This is a genomic window from Brooklawnia sp., from assembly GCF_049651565.1.
Classification (GTDB): domain Bacteria; phylum Actinomycetota; class Actinomycetes; order Propionibacteriales; family Propionibacteriaceae; genus Brooklawnia.
The window spans coordinates 1-18141 of the sequence record NZ_JBASCI010000190.1 but is presented as its reverse complement, the minus strand read 5'-3'; the positions used below and the strand labels follow the sequence as shown (position 1 = coordinate 18141).

General features: G+C 68.5%; 18 protein-coding genes and 1 pseudogene. 7 read left to right on the top strand and 12 right to left on the bottom strand.

Annotated features, from left to right (window positions below):
• From WBL05_RS08990 to argF, 4 genes are all read right to left on the bottom strand, one after another.
• The coding region (locus WBL05_RS08990; protein WP_424225350.1) for a biotin/lipoyl-containing protein at positions 1 to 279 on the bottom strand (279 nt) is incomplete at its 3' end.
• A 27-nt stretch (positions 280 to 306) separates the two neighbouring features.
• Positions 307 to 1308, bottom strand: coding sequence for an alpha-ketoacid dehydrogenase subunit beta (locus tag WBL05_RS08985; protein ID WP_424225346.1), 1002 nt, complete (start codon positions 1306 to 1308; stop codon positions 307 to 309).
• A complete protein-coding gene (locus WBL05_RS08980; protein WP_424225345.1) occupies positions 1305 to 2453 on the bottom strand; it encodes a thiamine pyrophosphate-dependent enzyme in 1149 nt (382 codons plus the stop codon). Before WBL05_RS08980 ends, WBL05_RS08985 begins: the two co-directional genes overlap by 4 nt.
• A gap of 162 nt (positions 2454 to 2615) precedes the next feature.
• Positions 2616 to 3611, bottom strand: coding sequence for an ornithine carbamoyltransferase (argF, locus tag WBL05_RS08975; RefSeq protein WP_424225343.1), 996 nt, complete (start codon positions 3609 to 3611; stop codon positions 2616 to 2618).
• A 56-nt stretch (positions 3612 to 3667) separates the two neighbouring features.
• Between argF and WBL05_RS08970 the strand changes: the two genes are divergently transcribed.
• The 4 genes from WBL05_RS08970 to WBL05_RS08955 are packed head-to-tail and all read left to right on the top strand — an operon-like array spanning position 3668 to position 7044.
• Positions 3668 to 4153, top strand: a complete 486-nt coding sequence (locus WBL05_RS08970; RefSeq protein WP_424225341.1) for a low molecular weight protein-tyrosine-phosphatase — start codon at positions 3668 to 3670, stop codon at positions 4151 to 4153.
• A gap of 9 nt (positions 4154 to 4162) precedes the next feature.
• Positions 4163 to 4882, top strand: a complete 720-nt coding sequence (locus tag WBL05_RS08965) for a Type 1 glutamine amidotransferase-like domain-containing protein (protein ID WP_424225339.1) — start codon at positions 4163 to 4165, stop codon at positions 4880 to 4882.
• 39 nt (positions 4883 to 4921) lie between these two features.
• Positions 4922 to 5611 (top strand): response regulator transcription factor, encoded by a 690-nt coding sequence (locus WBL05_RS08960; RefSeq protein ID WP_424225338.1) that lies wholly within the window; start codon positions 4922 to 4924, stop codon positions 5609 to 5611.
• A complete protein-coding gene (locus WBL05_RS08955; RefSeq protein ID WP_424225337.1) occupies positions 5608 to 7044 on the top strand; it encodes a sensor histidine kinase in 1437 nt (478 codons plus the stop codon). Before WBL05_RS08960 ends, WBL05_RS08955 begins: the two co-directional genes overlap by 4 nt.
• 247 nt (positions 7045 to 7291) lie before the next feature.
• On the opposite strand, the gene WBL05_RS08950 is transcribed toward WBL05_RS08955, so the two are convergent.
• The 3 genes from WBL05_RS08950 to WBL05_RS08940 form a co-directional block, all read right to left on the bottom strand.
• Positions 7292 to 8575, bottom strand: a complete 1284-nt coding sequence (locus tag WBL05_RS08950) for an NAD(P)/FAD-dependent oxidoreductase (protein ID WP_424225335.1) — start codon at positions 8573 to 8575, stop codon at positions 7292 to 7294.
• Between the two features lie 46 nt (positions 8576 to 8621).
• Positions 8622 to 9815, bottom strand: a complete 1194-nt coding sequence (locus WBL05_RS08945) for a MarP family serine protease (RefSeq protein WP_424225334.1) — start codon at positions 9813 to 9815, stop codon at positions 8622 to 8624.
• 105 nt (positions 9816 to 9920) lie between these two features.
• Complete coding sequence (locus WBL05_RS08940) at positions 9921 to 10448, bottom strand: CarD family transcriptional regulator (protein WP_424225332.1); 528 nt, start codon at positions 10446 to 10448, stop codon at positions 9921 to 9923.
• Between the two features lie 211 nt (positions 10449 to 10659).
• Between WBL05_RS08940 and WBL05_RS08935 the strand changes: the two genes are divergently transcribed.
• The 3 genes from WBL05_RS08935 to WBL05_RS08925 all read left to right on the top strand — a co-directional run bounded on the left by WBL05_RS08935 (position 10660) and on the right by WBL05_RS08925 (position 14286).
• The gene (locus WBL05_RS08935) at positions 10660 to 11463 is read left to right on the top strand and encodes an N-formylglutamate amidohydrolase (protein WP_424225330.1); all 804 of its coding nucleotides are present in this window, start codon (positions 10660 to 10662) and stop codon (positions 11461 to 11463) included.
• Between the two features lie 601 nt (positions 11464 to 12064).
• The gene (deoC, locus tag WBL05_RS08930) at positions 12065 to 12760 is read left to right on the top strand and encodes a deoxyribose-phosphate aldolase (RefSeq protein WP_424225329.1); all 696 of its coding nucleotides are present in this window, start codon (positions 12065 to 12067) and stop codon (positions 12758 to 12760) included.
• Positions 12761 to 12762: 2 nt separating this feature from the next.
• Positions 12763 to 14286 (top strand): xylulokinase, encoded by a 1524-nt coding sequence (locus WBL05_RS08925; protein ID WP_424225327.1) that lies wholly within the window; start codon positions 12763 to 12765, stop codon positions 14284 to 14286.
• A 46-nt stretch (positions 14287 to 14332) separates the two neighbouring features.
• On the opposite strand, the gene WBL05_RS08920 is transcribed toward WBL05_RS08925, so the two are convergent.
• The 5 genes and pseudogenes from WBL05_RS08920 to WBL05_RS08900 form a co-directional block, all read right to left on the bottom strand.
• Positions 14333 to 14755 (bottom strand): RidA family protein, encoded by a 423-nt coding sequence (locus tag WBL05_RS08920; protein WP_424225348.1) that lies wholly within the window; start codon positions 14753 to 14755, stop codon positions 14333 to 14335.
• A gap of 19 nt (positions 14756 to 14774) precedes the next feature.
• Entirely contained in the window at positions 14775 to 15683 is a 909-nt protein-coding gene (locus tag WBL05_RS08915; protein ID WP_424225326.1) for a TIGR01777 family oxidoreductase, read from the bottom strand.
• Positions 15684 to 15701: 18 nt separating this feature from the next.
• Positions 15702 to 17375, bottom strand: coding sequence for a glutamine--tRNA ligase/YqeY domain fusion protein (locus WBL05_RS08910; protein ID WP_424225325.1), 1674 nt, complete (start codon positions 17373 to 17375; stop codon positions 15702 to 15704).
• A gap of 139 nt (positions 17376 to 17514) precedes the next feature.
• Positions 17515 to 17925, bottom strand: coding sequence for a phage holin family protein (locus tag WBL05_RS08905; protein WP_424225323.1), 411 nt, complete (start codon positions 17923 to 17925; stop codon positions 17515 to 17517).
• A gap of 9 nt (positions 17926 to 17934) precedes the next feature.
• Positions 17935 to 18141, bottom strand: a pseudogene (locus WBL05_RS08900) (hypothetical protein); the annotation flags it as partial.

Here is an 18141-nt window from a genome sequence, read left to right as displayed (position 1 = left end):
GGCCACTGCTGCCGGTTCAGCCACTCTTGCCGGTGCGGCCGGGCTGGCCGACGGGCCGGAGCCGTCGTCGATCTCGATGATCGGGGCGCCCACCGACACGGTCTCACCGACCCCGGCCAGCAGCTTGTGGACCTTCCCGGAGACGGGGCTGGGCAGCTCGACCAACGACTTCGCGGTCTCGATCTCAACCAGCACGTCGTTGATCCGTACCTCGTCGCCCTCCGAGACCAGCCACTGGGTGATCTCGGCCTCGACAAGGCCCTCGCCCGGATCGGGCAGCTTGAACTCGAACATCGCTCGTCCTTGTCAGTAGGCCATCGAGCGGTCGACGGCGGCCAGCACCCGGTCAAGGTTGGGCAGCCAGTCGCTCTCCACCCGGCTCGGTGGGTAGGGGGTGTCGTAGCCGGTCACCCGGAGCACCGGGGATTCCATGACGTAGAACAGCTCCTCCGACAGCCGGGCCGCGATCTCGGCGCCCGGGCCGTAGTTGCGGGCGGCCTCGTGGACGACGATCGCCCGGCTGGTGCGGCCGACCGATTCCAGGATGGTCGGCATGTCGAGCGGCTGCAGGCTGCGGACGTCCAGCACCTCGATGCTGCGGCCCTCCTGCTCGGCCGCCCTCGCGGCGTCCAGGCAGGTGCGCACCATCGGCCCCCAGGCGATCAGGGTGAGGTCTGTACCGGACCGCAGCACGGTGGCCTCGTGCAGCCCGTGGGCCGGACCGGTCAGGTTGACCTCGCCCTTCTCGTGGTAGCGGCGCTTGGGTTCGAGGAAGATCACCGGGTCGGGGGAAGCGATGGCCTGCTGGATCATCCAGTAGCCGTCGTTCGGGGTGGCCGGGCTGACCACGGTCAGGCCGGGGGTGTGGGTGAAGTACGCCTCCACCGATTCGGAGTGGTTCTCGATGCTGCCGATGCCACCGCCGTAGGGGAACCGCACCACCACCGGCAGCTCGACGCGGCCGTGGCTGCGGAACCGTAGCTTGGCCAACTGCTGGGTGATCTGGTCGAAACCGGGGAAGACGAAGCCGTCGAACTGCAACTCGACGACCGGACGGTAGCCGCGCAGCGCCATCCCGATCGCGGTGCCGATCAGCCCCGATTCGGCAAGCGGTGAATCCAGCACCCGATCGGCGCCGAACTCGGCCTGCAGGTGCTCGGTGACCCGGAAGACCCCGCCGAGGGCGCCGATGTCCTCCCCGTACAGCAGCACCTTGTCGTCGGCGGCCAGCGCGGCCCGCATCCCGGCGTTCAGTGCCTTGGCGAGGGTAAGGGGGCTGCTGTCGGAGCTGGTTTGCGGGGCGCTCACCTGCCCACCTCTTGCGCCACCCGGGCGCGCTGGGCGAGCAGGTCGGCGGTGGGGTTGGCGTAGACCCGGTCGAAGACGTCGACCAGTTGCGGCATCTCGATCCGGTCGACCGCCGCCCGGACCTGCGCCCCGAAGGCCTCGGTGTCCTGGTCGAGCCGGGCCTGCTGGGCGTCGTCCCACGCGCCGCTGGCCCGCAGCCACGCCTGGGTGCGGCTGATCGGGTCCTTGCTGCGCCACTGTTCGGGCTCGTCTGACTCGCGGTACTTGGTCGGGTCGTCGCTGGTGGTGTGGGCGCCCATCCGGTAGGTGTAGGCCTCGATGAAGGTGGGGCCCTGCCCGGCCCGGGCGCGGGCGAGCGCCCAGTTGGTGACCGCCTGCATGGCGAGCACGTCGTTGCCGTCCACCCGGACGCTCGGAATACCGAAGCCCCAGGCGCGCTGGTACAGCGGGACCCGGCTCTGCAGATCGACCGGCTCGCTGATCGCCCACTGGTTGTTGACGCAGATGAAGACCGCCGGGGCCTGGTAGGCGGCGGCGAAGACGAAGGCCTCGTTCACGTCGCCCTCGCTGATCGCGCCGTCGCCATGGAAGATCACCGATACCCCGGTGTCGGCCATCGGGTCGGCGGCCGCGTCACGGGCCTGACCCATCGCGTAGCCGACGCCGTGCAGGGTGTGGGCGCCGATCACCATGTTGTAGTGGTGGAAGCGCAGCCGCTCGGCGTCCCAGTCGCCCATCTCGGCGCCCTTGAAGATCGCCATGATCCGCTCGACCGACAGCCCCATCAGCAGGGCCAGGCCGTGCTCGCGGTGGCTGGGGAAGACGTGGTCGGCCGGGCCGAGCGCGGCCCGCACCCCGACCTGGATCGCCTCCTGGCCGAGCAGCGGCGCCCACAGGCTGAGCTGCCCCTTGCGCTGCAGCGCGGTGGCCTCGGTGTCGAACCGCCGGATCCGCGCCATGTCGCGCAGCAGGCTGGTGGCCTGGCCGGGTTGGGTCAGCGGGTTGAAGTCGGGGTCGTTGGCGCGTGCGCCGTTCTCGTCGAGAAGCTGCACCATCGGGCTGGACGCCGGACTCGGCGGGGCGAACCTCCCGGGTCCTGATTGGGCCTGTTGGCTGGGCCATCCGATCGACGTCACAGCGCTCACCTTGCCTCCTGGGGTAGACCATCGGGCCAATACCTACGCGACCGTAAGTTATTGACACCGATCACGTTACCCAAGGAAGGGGCAGGTTGACCAGCCATAACTTACGGAACCGTAGCTTTGCCTTTGTGGGCTTCCCACAACCCGTGGGCGACCGGCCGGGCCTCAGTCGGCCAGGGTGGCGACCAGCACCGCCTTGATGGTGTGCATCCGGTTCTCGGCCTGGTCGAAGATGACCTGGGCGTTGGCCTTGAAGACCTCGTCGGTGATCTCCAGGGCGGTCATCCCGGTGGCCTGGTGCACCTGGCGTCCGACCTCGGTACCGAGGTCGTGGAAGGCGGGCAGGCAGTGCAGGACGCGGACGTCGGGGTTGCCGGTGCGCTCCAGCAGGGCGCGGTTCACCTGGTAGTCGCGCAGCGCGTCGATGCGGGCCGCCCAGGCGTCCTTCGGCTCGCCCATCGAAACCCAGACATCGGTGTAGATGAAGTCGGCCCCGGAAACCGCGTCCAGGTCGTCGGTGATCGTGACCCGGGCGCCGGACGCCTCGGTGAGCCGGCCGGCCTGCTCGGCCACCTCGGCGGGGCTCTGGAACCCCGCTGGCGCGACGATCCGCACGTCCATCCCCATTAGCGCGCTGCTCACCAGCAGCGAGTTGCCCACGTTGTACCGGGCGTCGCCCAGGTAGGCAACGGCGAGCTGGTCGAGCGGCCGTCCGGTGTGTTCGAGCATCGTCAACTGGTCGGCCAGCATCTGGGTGGGATGCCACTCGTTGGTCAGCCCGTTCCAGACCGGGACGCCGGCATGGGCCGCGAGCTCGGCGATGCGGGCCTGGGCGAAGCCCCGGTACTCGATGCCGTCGAACATCCGCCCGAGCACCCGGGCGGTGTCGGCTATCGACTCCTTGTGCCCGAGTTGCGAGCCGGACGGGTCGAGGTAGGTGCAGTGCGCACCCTGGTCGTGGGCCGCCACCTCGAATGCACAGCGGGTGCGGGTGGAGGTCTTCTCGAAGACCAGCGCTATGTTCCGTCCGACCAGCCGCCGTTCCTCGCGCCGCTGCTGCTTGGCCGCCTTCAGTTCGGCGGACAGGTCGAGCAGGTACTGCCACTCGTCGGCGGTGAAGTCGAGTTCTCTGAGAAAGTGGCGCTTGCGCAGGTCTGGCATGGACGAATACTAGGGCGAACCGCTGGCCGTTCGTCCGCTGGATAGGCTCGGGGGCCATGGCGAAGTTGACGTTCGTGTGCTGGGGCAACATCTGCCGCTCGCCGATGGGCGAGCAGGTGGCGCGGGCCTGGGCGGAGCGGTCCGGGTTGGATGTGGAGATCGACTCCGCCGGGATCAGCAGCGAGGAACTGGGCAACCCGATCGACCGTCGGGCGGCCCGGATGCTGCGCGAGCACGGTTATGCGCCCGGTGATCACCGGGCCAAGCAGGCCGACCGCCGGCTGGTGGACGAATCCGACCTGGTGCTGGCCTTCGAGCCGCTGCACCTTGCCCGGCTGCAACGGCTGCGCCCGGAGGCCGACCACATCCACCTGGTCACCGACTTCGACCCGAACTCACCCGATGGCAGCGGCATCCCCGACCCGTGGTACGGCTCGGCGGCCGACTTCAAGCTCACCCTGGACGCCATCGAGGCGGCCATGCCGGGCATCATCGACGCGCTACGCGTGCTGGACGGACGCCGGCCCAGCACGGATGGCTAGGCTTGGAACATGACGCTGTACTTGATCGGGGGCGGTCCGTCACAGGCCGTCGCGCCGGTGCTGGATGACTTCGTGGCGGCCGCCCGCGACCGCGGTAACCGGGTTGCGATCGCCCTGCTCGGTTCCGCCGAGGAGGCCGCCGGCTTCCTGGACGCCTACGCCGATCCGATCACGTCGCGCTGGCCCGAGGCCCTGATCGAACCGATTTGGCTGACCGACGCGGACGAGGGGCCGATCGCCTGGCCGGCCGACCCGGAGAACCTGGCCGGCCTGGTGGTGGCCGGCGGCTGGACGCCGGGCTACCTGGAGGCCCTGGCCGGCTGGCGCGAGATGATCTCCACCCTCGTCCGGCGCGGGGTACCCTACCTGGGCTGGTCGGCCGGTGCGATGATCGTGGGCCGGCACGCCATCGTTGGCGGCTGGCAGCACGGCGGACGCCGGGTCGCCCCCGAGATCGCCGGCGAGGGCAGCACCGAACTCGACATCCGGGAAGGCCTTTCGCTGATCGGCCCGAGCATCGAGACCCATGCCGACTCCCAACTGCTGGTAGTTCGCGCGATGGCGGTGCTGGACACCGGCCCGATGCGCACCGTGGTCGCCATCGATGAGGACACCGCCCTGGTGGTGGACGTGGCGTCCGGCCGCACCAAGGTGATGGGTGCCGGACGGGTGGCCTGGGTGACCAGGGAAGGCGACACCTTCGGCGTCCGCTACGAGCCGCTGCGGTGAGTCCGGCGGCTGTGAATACTATTATGGCAAACTGAACGCATGCACATCCTTGTGGTTGACGACGACCAGGCGGTGCGTGATTCCCTGGCCCGTTCATTGCAGTACGGGAGCGGCTACGAGGTCACCACGGCCGAAGACGGGCTGGACGCCCTCGCGAAGCTCTCCTCACTGCGCCCGGACGCGGTGGTGATGGACGTGATGATGCCTCGCCTGGATGGTCTGGAAACCACCCGGATGCTGCGACAGTCCGGCAACGACGTGCCGATCCTCATCCTCACCGCGCGCGACGCCGTGGACGACCGGGTCGATGGCCTGGACGCCGGCGCCGACGACTACATGGTCAAGCCGTTCTCGTTCGACGAGCTGAGCGCCCGGCTGCGCGCCCTGACGCGGCGCTCGAAGCCTGAACCGGACGCCGCGTCCGAGACGCTGGTCTTCGCCGACCTGACCATGGACCTCGCCACCCGCGAGGTGACCCGTGGCAACCGGCGGATCAGCCTGACCCGCACCGAGTTCGCGCTGCTGCAGACCTTCATGGAGCACCCCCGGCACGTCCTCGAGCGTGGTTGGCTGCTCAATGAGGTGTGGGGATTCGACTTCCCGACCACCGCCAACTCCCTCGACGTGTACATCGGTTACCTGCGACGCAAGACCGAGCAGGAGGGTGAGCCGCGGTTGATCCACACCATCCGCACGGTCGGCTACGTCCTTCGCGAAACTCCCCCGTGATCCGATTCCGTGACATCTCGCGCCCGCGGCTCCGCGGCCGGCCGTCGCTGCAACGGCAACTGGCGCACATCACCGCTGCCTGGGTGGCGCTGGCAGTGCTGTTCATTGGCGTGGGCGCCTACGGCACTGCCCGGGCAGCGCTGTTCCAGCAGCTCGACCAGGAGCTCATCGAAGTGGCCACCTACACCGTCGGCCCGATCAGCACCGACGTCGAGGGCCTTGGCGGCCTGAACGTGGCCGCCCTGCAGGCGGCCAACGTGAGCATGGCGCTGGTGCGATCCGATGGTCATGTCAGGCGGGTGCAGGGCATGCGGGCCAGCGTCAACCCCGGTGTGGAGGAGATCGCGATCGCGCGCACGCAGCAGGGCAACTCCACCCGGACGACGATCGGGAACGACGGCAGCCGCTACCGGGTGGTGGCGGTGCCCTTGACCACCGAATCCGGGCGCTATGCGATCATGCTGGCCCGGCCCCTGGCGCCGACCATGACCGCACTGCGAATGATCGGCACCGTGGTCAGCCTGCTCGGGGTGGTCTTCGTCGCCCTGGCGGGGCTGATGGGCTACTACTCCGGACGCCGGCTGATGCGTCCGCTGCGGGAACTGTCGACCGCGGTCACCAGGGTCGCCGAGACCGACGAGCTGATGCCGATCGGCAGCTACACCGACGACGAACTGGGCGAACTGTCCCGCAGCTTCGACACCATGATTCACACCCTGGTCAGCTCGCGTGATCGCCAGAAGCGCCTGATCGCCGACGCCGGCCACGAACTGCGGACACCGCTGACCTCGATGCGCACCAACATCGAACTGCTGGTGGCCGACGAGAAGTCGGGCATGCTGCCACCGGGTGCGCGCAGTGAGATCCTGACCGACGTCGCGGCCCAGCTCGGTGAGTTCACCTCGCTGGTAGGTGACCTGGTGCAACTGAGCCGGGACGACGAGGTGCGCGCCAGCCCCGAACCGCTCGACTTCGCCGATGTGGTGGCGTCCGCGGTGGAACGCGCCAGGCGACGAGGACCGCTGCTGCACTTCGACGTCAGCCTGGAACAGATGCTCATCGTCGGCGAGCCGGACACCCTGGAGCGGGCGGTCACCAACCTGCTCGACAACGCGGTGAAGTTCTCCCCCGAGGGTGGCACCGTCCACGTCCAGTTGCGCGATGGCGTCCTGGAGATCTGGGACGAGGGGCCGGGCATCGCCGAGGAGGAGCTGTCGAAGATCTTCGACCGGTTCTACCGCTCCAACAAGGCCCGTAACACCCCGGGCACCGGGTTGGGGTTGTCGATCGTCCTGCACACCATCAACGCCCATGGCGGCACCGTCGAGGCATCGAACCAGCCGGGCGCGGGCGCCAAGTTCACCGTGAAGTTGCCGGTCTCCGGCTCGGAGGACGAGGAAACCGTGCGAGTCGGCGAGAGCGCCGGCCGCTGAGCACGCGGCTGCCCCGGTGTCCACAGGGTTGTTCACACCATGGGGAAAACTACATGTGTGTAACTACATCCTTGTGCTCGGCCCCGACTGCCCCAGATCATCGGAGGGGAGGCCTCCGGCCCAACCCCGGCGGGCATTTCGCGTCCCTGGAGCCGGGAAATGTACGCAGGCAGCTTGCGGCGTGCAGTATCCGTGCCCGGGCCCCGATAGTGCACGCGACCCGTCCACGCCGCGACGCGTCCCCGGCTTACTCCCTGGTCGTCTCACCCCGGCTGAGCTGGGCCGGCGACTCCTGGAAGTCACCGACGATGCCGGCGGCCGACCTCGGCCAGGCGAAGTATCGGACGCCGAGGTTGATCATCGCCGAGACCCGGTTGCGGCCACCGAGCAGCGTCATCAGGTGCACCACCACCCACAGCAGCCAGGCGATGAACCCGGTCAACCGCGGGCCCCTCGGGAACTGGACGACGGCGGCGTTGCGTCCGATGGTAGCCATCGTCCCCTTATCGTTGTAGACGAACTCCTGTCGCGGTTCTCCCTTGTCGGCAGCGATGATGTTGCGGGCAACCAACTCGCCCATCTGGATGGCCGGCTGGGCGAGCTGCGGCTGCGGGTCGTCGTTGCAGATGACGGCGTCGCCGGCACCGTAGATGTCGTCGTGACCGACCACCCGCAGGTCCTTGTCGACCACGATGCGTCCGGCGCGTCCCAGCGGCAGCCCCCAATCCGCAACCACCGGGTGGCCACCCACCCCGCTGGCCCAGATGACCAGATCGCACTCCAGCCGGCTGCCGTCGGCGAAGTCCACGTGGTCGGCCGCGACCTCCTTCACCGCGGTGTTCAGCCGCACGTCGACCCCCAACCTGGCCAGGGTGCGTCGGGTGTAGCGCTGCAGTCGGCGGTCGAACGGCCCGAGCAGCCGGTCGGTCATCTCGACCAGCACGACGTGAAAGTTGTCCACCCCGATCTGCGGGTACAGCACCGGCATGGCCTGGGTCTTCATCTCGGCCAGTGCACCGGCGGTCTCGACACCGGTCGCGCCGCCACCCACCACCACCGCGGTGAACCGCCGGTTCGGGTCGGCGTCCGCCGCCATCAGCTCCAGGCCGGAGAAGATGATGTCACGCACCTCGAGGGCCTGACCACGGGTGTAGATCAGCCGGGTGTGCTCGGCCGCGCCGGGAACGCCGAAGTAGTTCGCACCCACCCCCGGGCAGACGATCAGCTTGTCGTAGTGCAACGGTGCGCCACGACTGACCATGACCTGCTTGTTCTCGAGGTCGATGCCGGTGACAGTGGCCCTGCGGAAGCTCGCCATGTGGGTGCGGTCATTGGACGCCCAGCGGCGCAGCGAATAGGTGACGTCGCCAGGGTTCAGCGCGCCCATTGCCACTTGGTAGAGCAGCGGCTGGAAGGTCGTGTACGCGTGCCGGTCGACGATGGTCACTTCGTAACCCGCTGACGTCAGTTCTTCGGCGGCGTGCAGTCCGGCGAACCCGCCACCGACGATTACCACATGAGGCTCAGTCATGTTGACCATTCTGGCGGCCGGCACAACTCCCATGTCGGCGTGGCGGTCAGCGGACCAGGCAGCCGCCCGCCGCTACCGGTTCGGACAGTTCGGCGGCGGCGTCCAGCCAGCCGGCGGTGGCGGCGTCGGTGAGGATGTAGCCGGTTTGCGGGTCGACCGCTGACATCGCGAAGACGGTGCCGGCCACCCGGCCGTCGGGGGTGAGCAACGGGCCGCCCGAGTTGCCCGACCGCACCTCGCCACGGATCGAGTAGACCTCGCGGGCCACCCCGGCCTCGCCGTAGATGTCGGCGCCGTTCTCGACGACTGTGCCGCGGATGCGTCCCTGGCTGAGGGTGTAGGGCCCGCCCCACGGGAAGCCGGCCGCGACGACGTCCTCGCCGGGCGGCAGGTTCTCGGTGGCCCGCGGCAGCGGTTCGGCGGCCAGTCCGGGCACCGACAGGATGGCCAGGTCGAGGTCGGGGTCGAAGCCCACCACCGTGGCGTCCTGCCAAGCAGTGCGACCGCCCACCGAGATGCTCACCCAGGACGCCCCCGCCACCACGTGCGCGTTGGTGACCACTCGTTCGGGAGCGACCACCCAGCCGCTGCCGGCGGAGTCGGCCAGGCATTCCGGGGCGTCGGTCTGCACCTGGACGATGCTGGTCGCGGCCTGCTGAACCTCCGGCCGGTTGAGGATCTCGGTGTCCGGTTCCTGGGCGGGCAACTCGGGTTCGTCGCCGCCGAAGACCTCGGGCAGCCCGTCGCGCAGGAACTCGACGGCCCGGCCGGGCAGTTCGTTCAGCTCATCGGGTGCGGCGATGTCGAGCACCAGGTAGACCCGTGACTTGGCGATGGTGTTGGCAACCGGCGGCGGAGCGAACGGCAGGATCGCGGTGACCACGAACCAGACCACGAAGGTGGCCACCAGCCCGGACGCGATGGCGCCGAAGAAGGCGTCCGCGCCCCTGGCGTGACCGTCACCACGGATCCGGCGTCCGATGGCGCGGAAGACGCCCTCACCGATGACGATCGCCATCAGCACGACCATGATCAGGGTCGTGGTGCGCAGGGCGCGGGTGCTGTCCAGGGTGGGGAACCACTCGACCACGCGCGGCGCGGCCCAGAACCCGAGCATGGTCCCGGCGACCAGGCCGATCAGGCTGAGCAGGCCGACCATGAAGCCGCTGCGGGCACCCGCCACGGCGCGCATGATGATCAGCCCGCCGATCAGCAGGTCCACCCACAGGGCAGCGTTCACTACGCGTCCTCTCGCACCATCGGCCGGCCACAGCTTCGCCGCCGGTACGAGTGTGGCATGGCCCCCCAAGCCGGGGGCCGGTCAGCGGTCGTCGGGAAGTTCGACTCAGACGGCCTCGGCCCGGTCAAGGGCATCGAGCGCCGCCCGGGACTCGTCCATGATCATGGCGTACATGACTTCGCGGGCGTCGTCCTCGGAGACGTCGACGGCCAGCGCGATCTCGGCGAGCAGCGGCGCCGAGGCCTCCTTGAGCAGGTCCTTCTCACCAAGCGAGAGCGAGCCACGCTCACGGCGGCGGACCAGGTCGCGCACAACTGCTGCCAGCTGCAACGGGTCACCGGTTGCGATGCTGGCACGGTTGGCCTTGTAGCGACGGGACCACTGAGGTTCCTCACCAACGGTGGGACCGCTGAGCACATCGGCGAGGCGATCGAGCTCGGTCAAACCGGCGACGTCTCGAATGCCGATCTCATCGGCCTTCGCCACGGGCAGGCTGATTGACAACTTGCTGCTGACTACCTCAAGCTCGGCGTACTCAACCTGCTCGCCCCGGACCGTCCGGGTCATGACCTTCGCCACCACCGCTGGACCATGGTGGGGGTGGATGACGGTCTGACCAACATGGAACTTCATGAATACCCTCGCAACATTTCTTCGCCACCGGTCCCGTAAGCGCATGGCTCGCAAAGGCGCCGTAACGCCAAGGCGGGACCTTCCTTTGGTCCCACGGGTCAGCAGTGGAAGTTTACCAGATTAGGAGCCTTATACCCAGTTGCCGGTGCATATGCCCTAGTCATTGCCAAATGGATCGGCTTATTTCGATAGGCGAAACTGCGAGGATGTCATGGCCGAGCCGTCGGCCCACGAGTTCTTCGGCCACTGGGACGAGCGGCTGGTCACCACCGCCATCCATGCTGGGCACGAATTGCTTCCCGCGGTGGCGCGCCTCCTGCTCGTGGACGCTCGGGCCAGGCGCCGGGAGGAGGATCCCTTCACCGAACTGATCGCCGAACGGGCGAGCGGGTCGCGAGTGGTGGTGCACCGCTCCAGGTTCGAGGTAGACCTGAACCGGCCGAGGGCGCGTGCCATTTACCGGACGCCGGACGAGGCGTGGCGGCTTCCGGTGTGGGACGGCAGGGAGTTGGATGCCAAGCTGGTGTCTGGATCGCTGACGGTATACGACCGGTTCTACGCCGAACTTGGTGAGCGGCTGGACCGGTTGGCGGGCGGCGGACCGTTCGTGGTCTACGACGTGCACGCCTACAACCACCGACGCGGTGGCCCAGGTGCGTCGGCGAGTCCGGCGGCCGGGAACCCGGAGGCGACCGTGGGCACCGGCACCCTGCACCCCAGGTTTCGCCCGGTGGTGACTGCATTCATGGCCGCGATCGCCTCATCGCCGGCGGCCGGGACGCTGGACGTGCGGGAGAACATCCGGTTCCGCGGTGGTGAGCTGGCGCGCTGGGTGCACCAGCGGTACCCCGCGATTGGGTGCGTGCTCGCTGTCGATTTCAAGAAGACCTTCATGGACGAGTGGACCGGCGAACCCGACCTTGATCGCGTGGCTGCGCTGTCCGATGCGCTGGCCGGGACGCGTGCGCCGGTGCTTTCCGCGCTGGCTGGGCTCCCTTCCGCCGGTGTGGCTTAGCTGTCGCCCGTTCTGACGGCGCGGCCGACCCGGGTGTGCTCCGGGCCCGGTTCCCTCGTGGGGTCACCTGTCGTGCTGGGACGCCGCCACACCGGGTGTGCACTTTCCGTTCCTGGGGACGGTTACTGCTCGCGAGGAGCCTCAAAGGCGTACGTTCTTCGTCCCTTGGGACGCATCGTGCCCACGGGCTGCTGGCTGATCCTCTGATGCGCGGCCGCTTGCCACCAGGATCCGCCCGTTCCATTTCTGAAGCCCTGTCGGCTATCTGTTCCGGCAGCGGTTGGCCCCGCCAGGACCCGCCCGCCTATTGGCCAAGCCCTGATTCTCATCTGCTCCCACCTTTCCTCTGCCCTCTACTGCGCCACCAAGAGGGCTGAGCAGGAGTTCGGCATGCCCGCTGGGCCTGGTTCGGGTTCGGCTTGGGGGGCGGTGCCCACCCGGCGCACCGGCGGGAAGTGGCCTCCCAGATGTCGGCGTCGAGTTCGAGGCCGGCCCACCCCTTGATCGTCCCAGTGGACGCCAATAGGCTATTTTCCGATCCACCGGGCCGGTCCAACCGAACCGGCATGCCGGTCGAAACGTTCTTCACAGGAGAAGACGAATGACGCTAACCGTCGAGGAATACGCCAAGCACTTCGATATGGCCCTGCATTTGCAGAGCTCCACCGAGCAGGACATCCGCGAGCACGCCCGGGCCGCACGAGCAGCCAATGTTGCCGCCTGCTACACCAATTCATTCTGGACACCTGTTGTCGCCGAGGAACTGCGCGGCTCAGACGTGCGGGTCGGGACGGCCATCTCGTTCCCCTACGGCTGCACCTCCACCGCGCTGAAGTTCGCCGAGATCGACGAGGGCCTCGAACTCGGCGCCACCGCCGTCGACATGGTGCTGAACATCGGCGCGCTGCGGGACGGGAACCACACCTTGGTCGAGACCGAGCTGGCCGGGCTGGTCGAACGCTGCGAGGGCCGTGCCATCAGCAAGCTGATCTTCGAGGTGTGTTTCCTGACCGACGACGAGATCGCAACCCTGACCAGGATGTGCAGCGAGGCAGGGATCGACTACGTCAAGACCGCCACCGGATCGGAGGGCTTTCCAACCGAGGCCCAGGTGAAGATCATGCGCGACAACATCACCAACCCCCGCACGAAGCTGAAGGTGTCCGGCGTCCCCCGCACTTTCACCCTGCCCGCGACTCTGTGGATGATCGAGAAGCTCGGCGTCTCACTCATCGGCACCCGATCGGCCGCCCAACTCGTCCAGCAATACGCCAACTACCTGGAAACCGGAGATTGAGAATGTCTGAAGAGGCCTACCTGGTCGGCATCGACGCCGGCACCACCGGCTGCAAGACCGTCGTCTTCAGCCCCGATGGCACCGCGCACGGCGAGGATTACCGCGAGTACCCCTGCCTTTTCCCGAAGCCGGGCTGGATCGAGCAGTCCTATGACGACATCATTCCGCCGCTGGTCGAATCGTGCCGGGTCGCGATCAACAAGTCCGGAATCGACCGCAGCAAGATCAAGGCCGTCGCGTTCTCGTCCCAGGCCCCGCTGCTGACGATGCTCGATGAGGACGGGTTCCTGATGCGCGATTTCGTCTCCTGGCAGGACCTGCGCGGCGCGCCCTACATTCCAAGGCTGCGGGAGGAGTACGGCGCTGAAAAGTTCTACCAGGAGACCGGCGATCCGCTGAACACCAACTCGGCCGCCCCCAAGTGGGCTTGGCTGCGCGACCACGAACCCGAGAACTTCAACCGTGCCCGCTGGCTGCTGTCCGAGCAGGAGTACCTGCTGAAGATCTGGGGCGCCGACGGCTACTGGACCGACCTGTCGTCCGCCTCGCGCGAGGGCATGCTCGACGTCAACTCGATGGAGTGGTCGATCGGCGTGCACGAACTGGTCGGCCTGCCGCTGGAGAAGCGGGCGAAGATCTCCACTGAACCCGGCCAGGTGGTCGGCGCCGTAACCGGTGACCTTGCCCTGCGGGCCGGGCTGCCGGACGGGGTGGCGTTGTGCGTCGGCGCGCACGACCAGAACTGCTCGACCTTCGGCGGCGGCGCGATCCGGGGCGGCGACGCCGCGATGGTGATGGGGACCTTCGGGTCGTGCTACGTCGTGATGGACGCGCCGATGCGTGACCCGAAGCGCAAGCTGGTGGTCAAGCCCAACCATGCGATGGGCAACTGGACGATCGAGGCGTTCTCCAACACCTCGGCGTCGGCATTCCGCTGGTACCGCGACACGTTCGCCGATCTGGAGATCGCGGCCGGCGGCAAGGTCGGTATGGATCCTTACGACTTGATAACCCGGCAGGCCGCGGCCTCGCCGATCGGTGCCAACGGCATCACCTTCCTGCCCTACCTCGCCGGTGCCGCCGGTGCCCGCCAGAACCCGGCCGCCCGAGGTGGCCTGCTCGGCCTGTCGCTCGGCACTACAAAACAGGACATAGTGCGGGCGGTGCTGGAGGGCATCTGCTTCGAGATGCGCGACGTCATCGAGGCGCAGAAGGCGGCCGGGGTCGAGATCGGCACCATCCGGTTGGTCGGCGGCGCAGCCAAGTCGCCGTTCTGGAGCCAGATGTTGGCCGACTCGCTCGGCCACCCGCTGGAGATCCTCGCCTCCGACCAGGCCGGCTGCCTGGGCGCGGCGATGTACGCCGGGGTCGGGGTAGGCGTCTACCAGTCGTGCGAGGACGCCGCCGCCCAGGCGGTGAAGGTGTCGGCCCGCTATGAGCCCGACCCGCAGGCCACGGCCAGGTACGACGCAGCGTTCAGCCGGTTCGTCGAGGCGTACGACGCGCTGGACGGCCGGCTGTTCTAGTCCGCGGTGCCGGCCGGCCACCGATTCTGTCGCCGGGGCGCTTCGTTCAGAACCAGGCCGGGTCGCTGACCCCGTCCCGGCCCAGCCAGTCGGCGTCGCCGCGCTCGACCCGGGCAGCGAGCGCCGTGACCTCGACCAGCGCGCCCGGACGCGCCAGTTGCTGCACGAAAGCCACGCTGATCAGTGGCGGCGAGCTGGGGTCGAGATAATCGGCGGCCGCCTGCTGCGCGGCGCGCAGGTCGACGCCGACGACGGCCTTGATCTCCAGGCTGACCAGGTCGGACGCCTGCGCCTCGGCTGCCGCCAGGCAGGCCATCACGTTGACCATCACCTGCTTGGTCTGGGCCTCGACGTCACCATTGCCGACGATCTGGCCGGAGGCGTCCACCGCGTTCTGGCCGCCGACGAAGACCAGCGACGCCCCGGCCGGCACCACCGTCGCCTGGGAGTAGTACGGGGAGCGTTCCAGTTCGGGTGGGTTGATGCGCTCAACTGACCTTGCTGTCCTCCCTGTCGGCCAGCCAGCTGGCCACCTCGTCCACCGTCTGCTGCTCGAACGCGAAGCCGGACTCGAGCAACACCTGCGGCACCTGATTCTGGCTGTCCACGATCCGCTCGGCGAACTGCCCAACCACCAGCCGCATCAACCAGACCGGCGCCCCGATCGGCAGCACCGGACGTCCCATGGCGTGCGCGACGGCACGGATCACCTCGCGGTTGGTCGAGGTCGCCGGCGACGCGAGGTTGACCGGCCCCTCGATCGGGTGGTCGATCAGCCAGGTCAGGGCGCGGACCTCGTCGACCAGGCCAATCCACGGCCAGATCTGGCTGCCGGGGCCGAGCGGTGCGCCCAGCCCGAGCTTCAGCAGCGGCATCAGCGGGCCGAGCGCCCCGCCGGTGCGGGACAGCACCAGCCCGGTCCGCGCCAGCGCCACCCGGTTGCCGGCCCGGGCCGCCTCGCTGGTCGCCTGCTCCCACTGCTGAACGACATCAGCCAGCCAGTCACTGCCCGGCCGGCTGTGTTCGGTCAGCGGTTCGCGCCCCCGGTCGCCGTAGTACCCGACGCCCGAGGCGTTCACCAGGGCGACGTGCGGGCCCAGCGTGGCGGCGGCGCGAGCCAACGTTCGGGTGGATCGCACCCGGCTGGAAAGAATCAACTGCTTGCGCCGAACCGTCCAGTGCCGAGCCACGTTGGCGCCAGCCAGGTTGACGAAGACGTCCACCTCGCCACAGGGCTCATGGTGCAGTTCCTCCTGCTCCGGGTTCCAACCCACCTCGTCGGGCTGCACAGCGGGCCCCCGCACCAACCGCAGCACCGTGTCGCCACGCCCACGCAGGTAAGCCGTCAGCGCGGTACCGATCAAGCCACTGGCCCCACCGATCGCAATCGTCGCCATGGGTCGATCGTAGGCGCCTCAGCCCTTCCGTTTCTGGATGGCAGCCCACTCGTCGCGAAGGCCCACCGTCCGGTGGAAGTGCATCAGCTCGTCGGGGTCGACGCTGAAGTAACCGAGCCGCTCGAACTGCACCACCTCGCCCGGCTGGGCGCCGGTCAGCGCGGCCTCCAGCTGGCAGCCGTGCAGCAGTTCGCGGGAGTCCGGGTTGAGGTCGTCGAGCGGTTCACCGGTTGCCTCGCCGGGCAGCGCGGTCGAGAACAGCCGGTCGTACAGCGCGACCGTCGCCTCGACCGCGTGCGGACGCGACACCCAGTGCATCGTCGACTTCACCTTGCGCCTGTCGGGCGCGTCGCCGCCGCGGGTCTCGGGGTCGTAGGTGGCCAGCACCTCGACGACCTGGCCGTCGTCGTCGCGGACCACGTCGGTGGCGGTGACGAAGTACGCGCCGCGCAGCCGGACCTCGCGTCCGATCGACAACCGGTAGAACTTCGGCGGCGGCACCTCGGCGAAGTCGTCCTGCTCAATGTACAGCTCACCGCTGAAGGCGACATGGCGCACGCCGTCGTCGGGGTTCTCGGGGTTGTTCATCACCTCGAAGTACTCCACCTCGCCGACCGGCCAGTTGGTGATGGTCAGCCTGAGCGGCCGCAGCACCGCCATCCGGCGCTGCGCGGTCCTGTTCAGGTCGCGACGCACGAAGGCCTCCAGCTCCTCGATGGCCTGCCGGGAGTTCGTCTTCGACACCCCGATGTTGCGGCAGAACGCCACGATCGCGGACGCCGGGTAGCCGCGCCGCCGAAGTCCGCTGAGGGTGGGCATCCGCGGGTCGTCCCAGCCGTCGACAATGCCCTGCCGCACCAGGGTGGCCAATCGCCGCTTGGAGGTGACCGTGTGGGTCAGCTCGAGGCGGGCGAACTCGATCTGCTTCGGCTTTTCGTAGGGCAGCGGCAACTGCTCCAGGCACCAGTCGTACAGCGGCCGGTGGCTGACGAACTCCAGCGTGCACAGCGAGTGCGTGACGGCCTCGATCGCGTCGGACTGGCCGTGCGCCCAGTCGTAGGTGGGGAAGATCACCCACTGGTCGTGAGTGCGGTGGTGGTGGCCGCGCCGGATGCGGTAGAGCACCGGGTCGCGCAGCTGCATGTTCTCGGCGTTCATGTCGATCTTCGCGCGCAGCACCCGGGCACCCTCGGCGAACTCGCCGGCCCGCATCCGGCGGAACAGGTCGAGGTTCTCGGCCACCTCGCGGTCTCGGTACGGCGAGTCGATGCCGGGTTTGCCGTAGCCGCCGCGCTGCGCGGAGATGGTCTCGCCGTCCTGGTCGTCGACGTAGGCCTTGCCGTTGACGATCAGGTGCTCGGCCCACTGGTAGAGCTGTTCGAAGTAGTCGGACGCATAAAGCACGCTGTGCGGTTCGAAGCCGAGCCAGCGCACGTCGGCGATTATCGAGTCGACGTACTCGACCTCTTCGGTGTCTGGGTTGGTGTCGTCGAAGCGCAGGTTGCAGATGCCGCCGAAGTTGTCGGCGATGTCGAAGTCGACGGTGATGGCCTTGGCGTGCCCGATGTGCAGGTAACCGTTGGGTTCGGGCGGGAAGCGAGTCTGGACGCGTCCTGAGTAGGTGCCGGCTGCGTTGTCGGCGCGGACGATCTCACTGATGAAATCCCCGGCGGAGGATTCTGGCTCGCTCATGGCTGCGAATTCTAGCCGGTGGCCCGGGCTCACGATCTTCAGTTGTCGGCGAGCAGGACCCGCAACTCGGCGGCGGTGGGGTTGTGCAGCAGCAGGGCGGTGATGCCGGTCAGGCCGACCATGATCATGCTGGGCACCCTCATCGCGGCCTCCGCTGGTCGCCCTTGCCAGCGCCGGTGATGCCGTTGATCAGTGCGCTGACCAGGCTGATGATGATCGACCCGAGCAGGGCGGCACCCCAGCCGGTGACGGTGAACGCGATGCCGAACTGACCCATGATCCAGGAGGTCAGCATCAGCATGGCGGCGTTGATCACCAGCAGGAACAGCCCGAAGGTGAGCAGGATGAAGCAGCCGCTCAGCACCTGCACCACCGGCTTGACGAACGAGTTGACCAGCCCGAATACCAGCGAGACCAGCAGCAGGGTGACGATCACGTCCCCCGACGGGTCGCCGGTGGCAGCGGTGCCGCCGACCTGGATGCCGGGCACCAGCCAGCCGGCGACCCAGACCGCCAGCGCGGTGGCGACGATGCGCAGCAGCAGATTCACTCCTCCTGTCTACCACTCAGGCCGGTGCGCTCGGCCGGCGTCGCCGCCGGCCAGGTGGGCGTCCACCACCGGACGCAGCGCCGCCAGCCCGGTGAAGACGACCCCCTTCAGACCGAGCCTGCGGGCGGCCTCGACATTGCCCGGCCGGTCGTCGGTGAACAGCACGTCGCCGGGTGCCAGGCCGAGGCCATCGATGGCCGCCCGGAAGACGGCCGG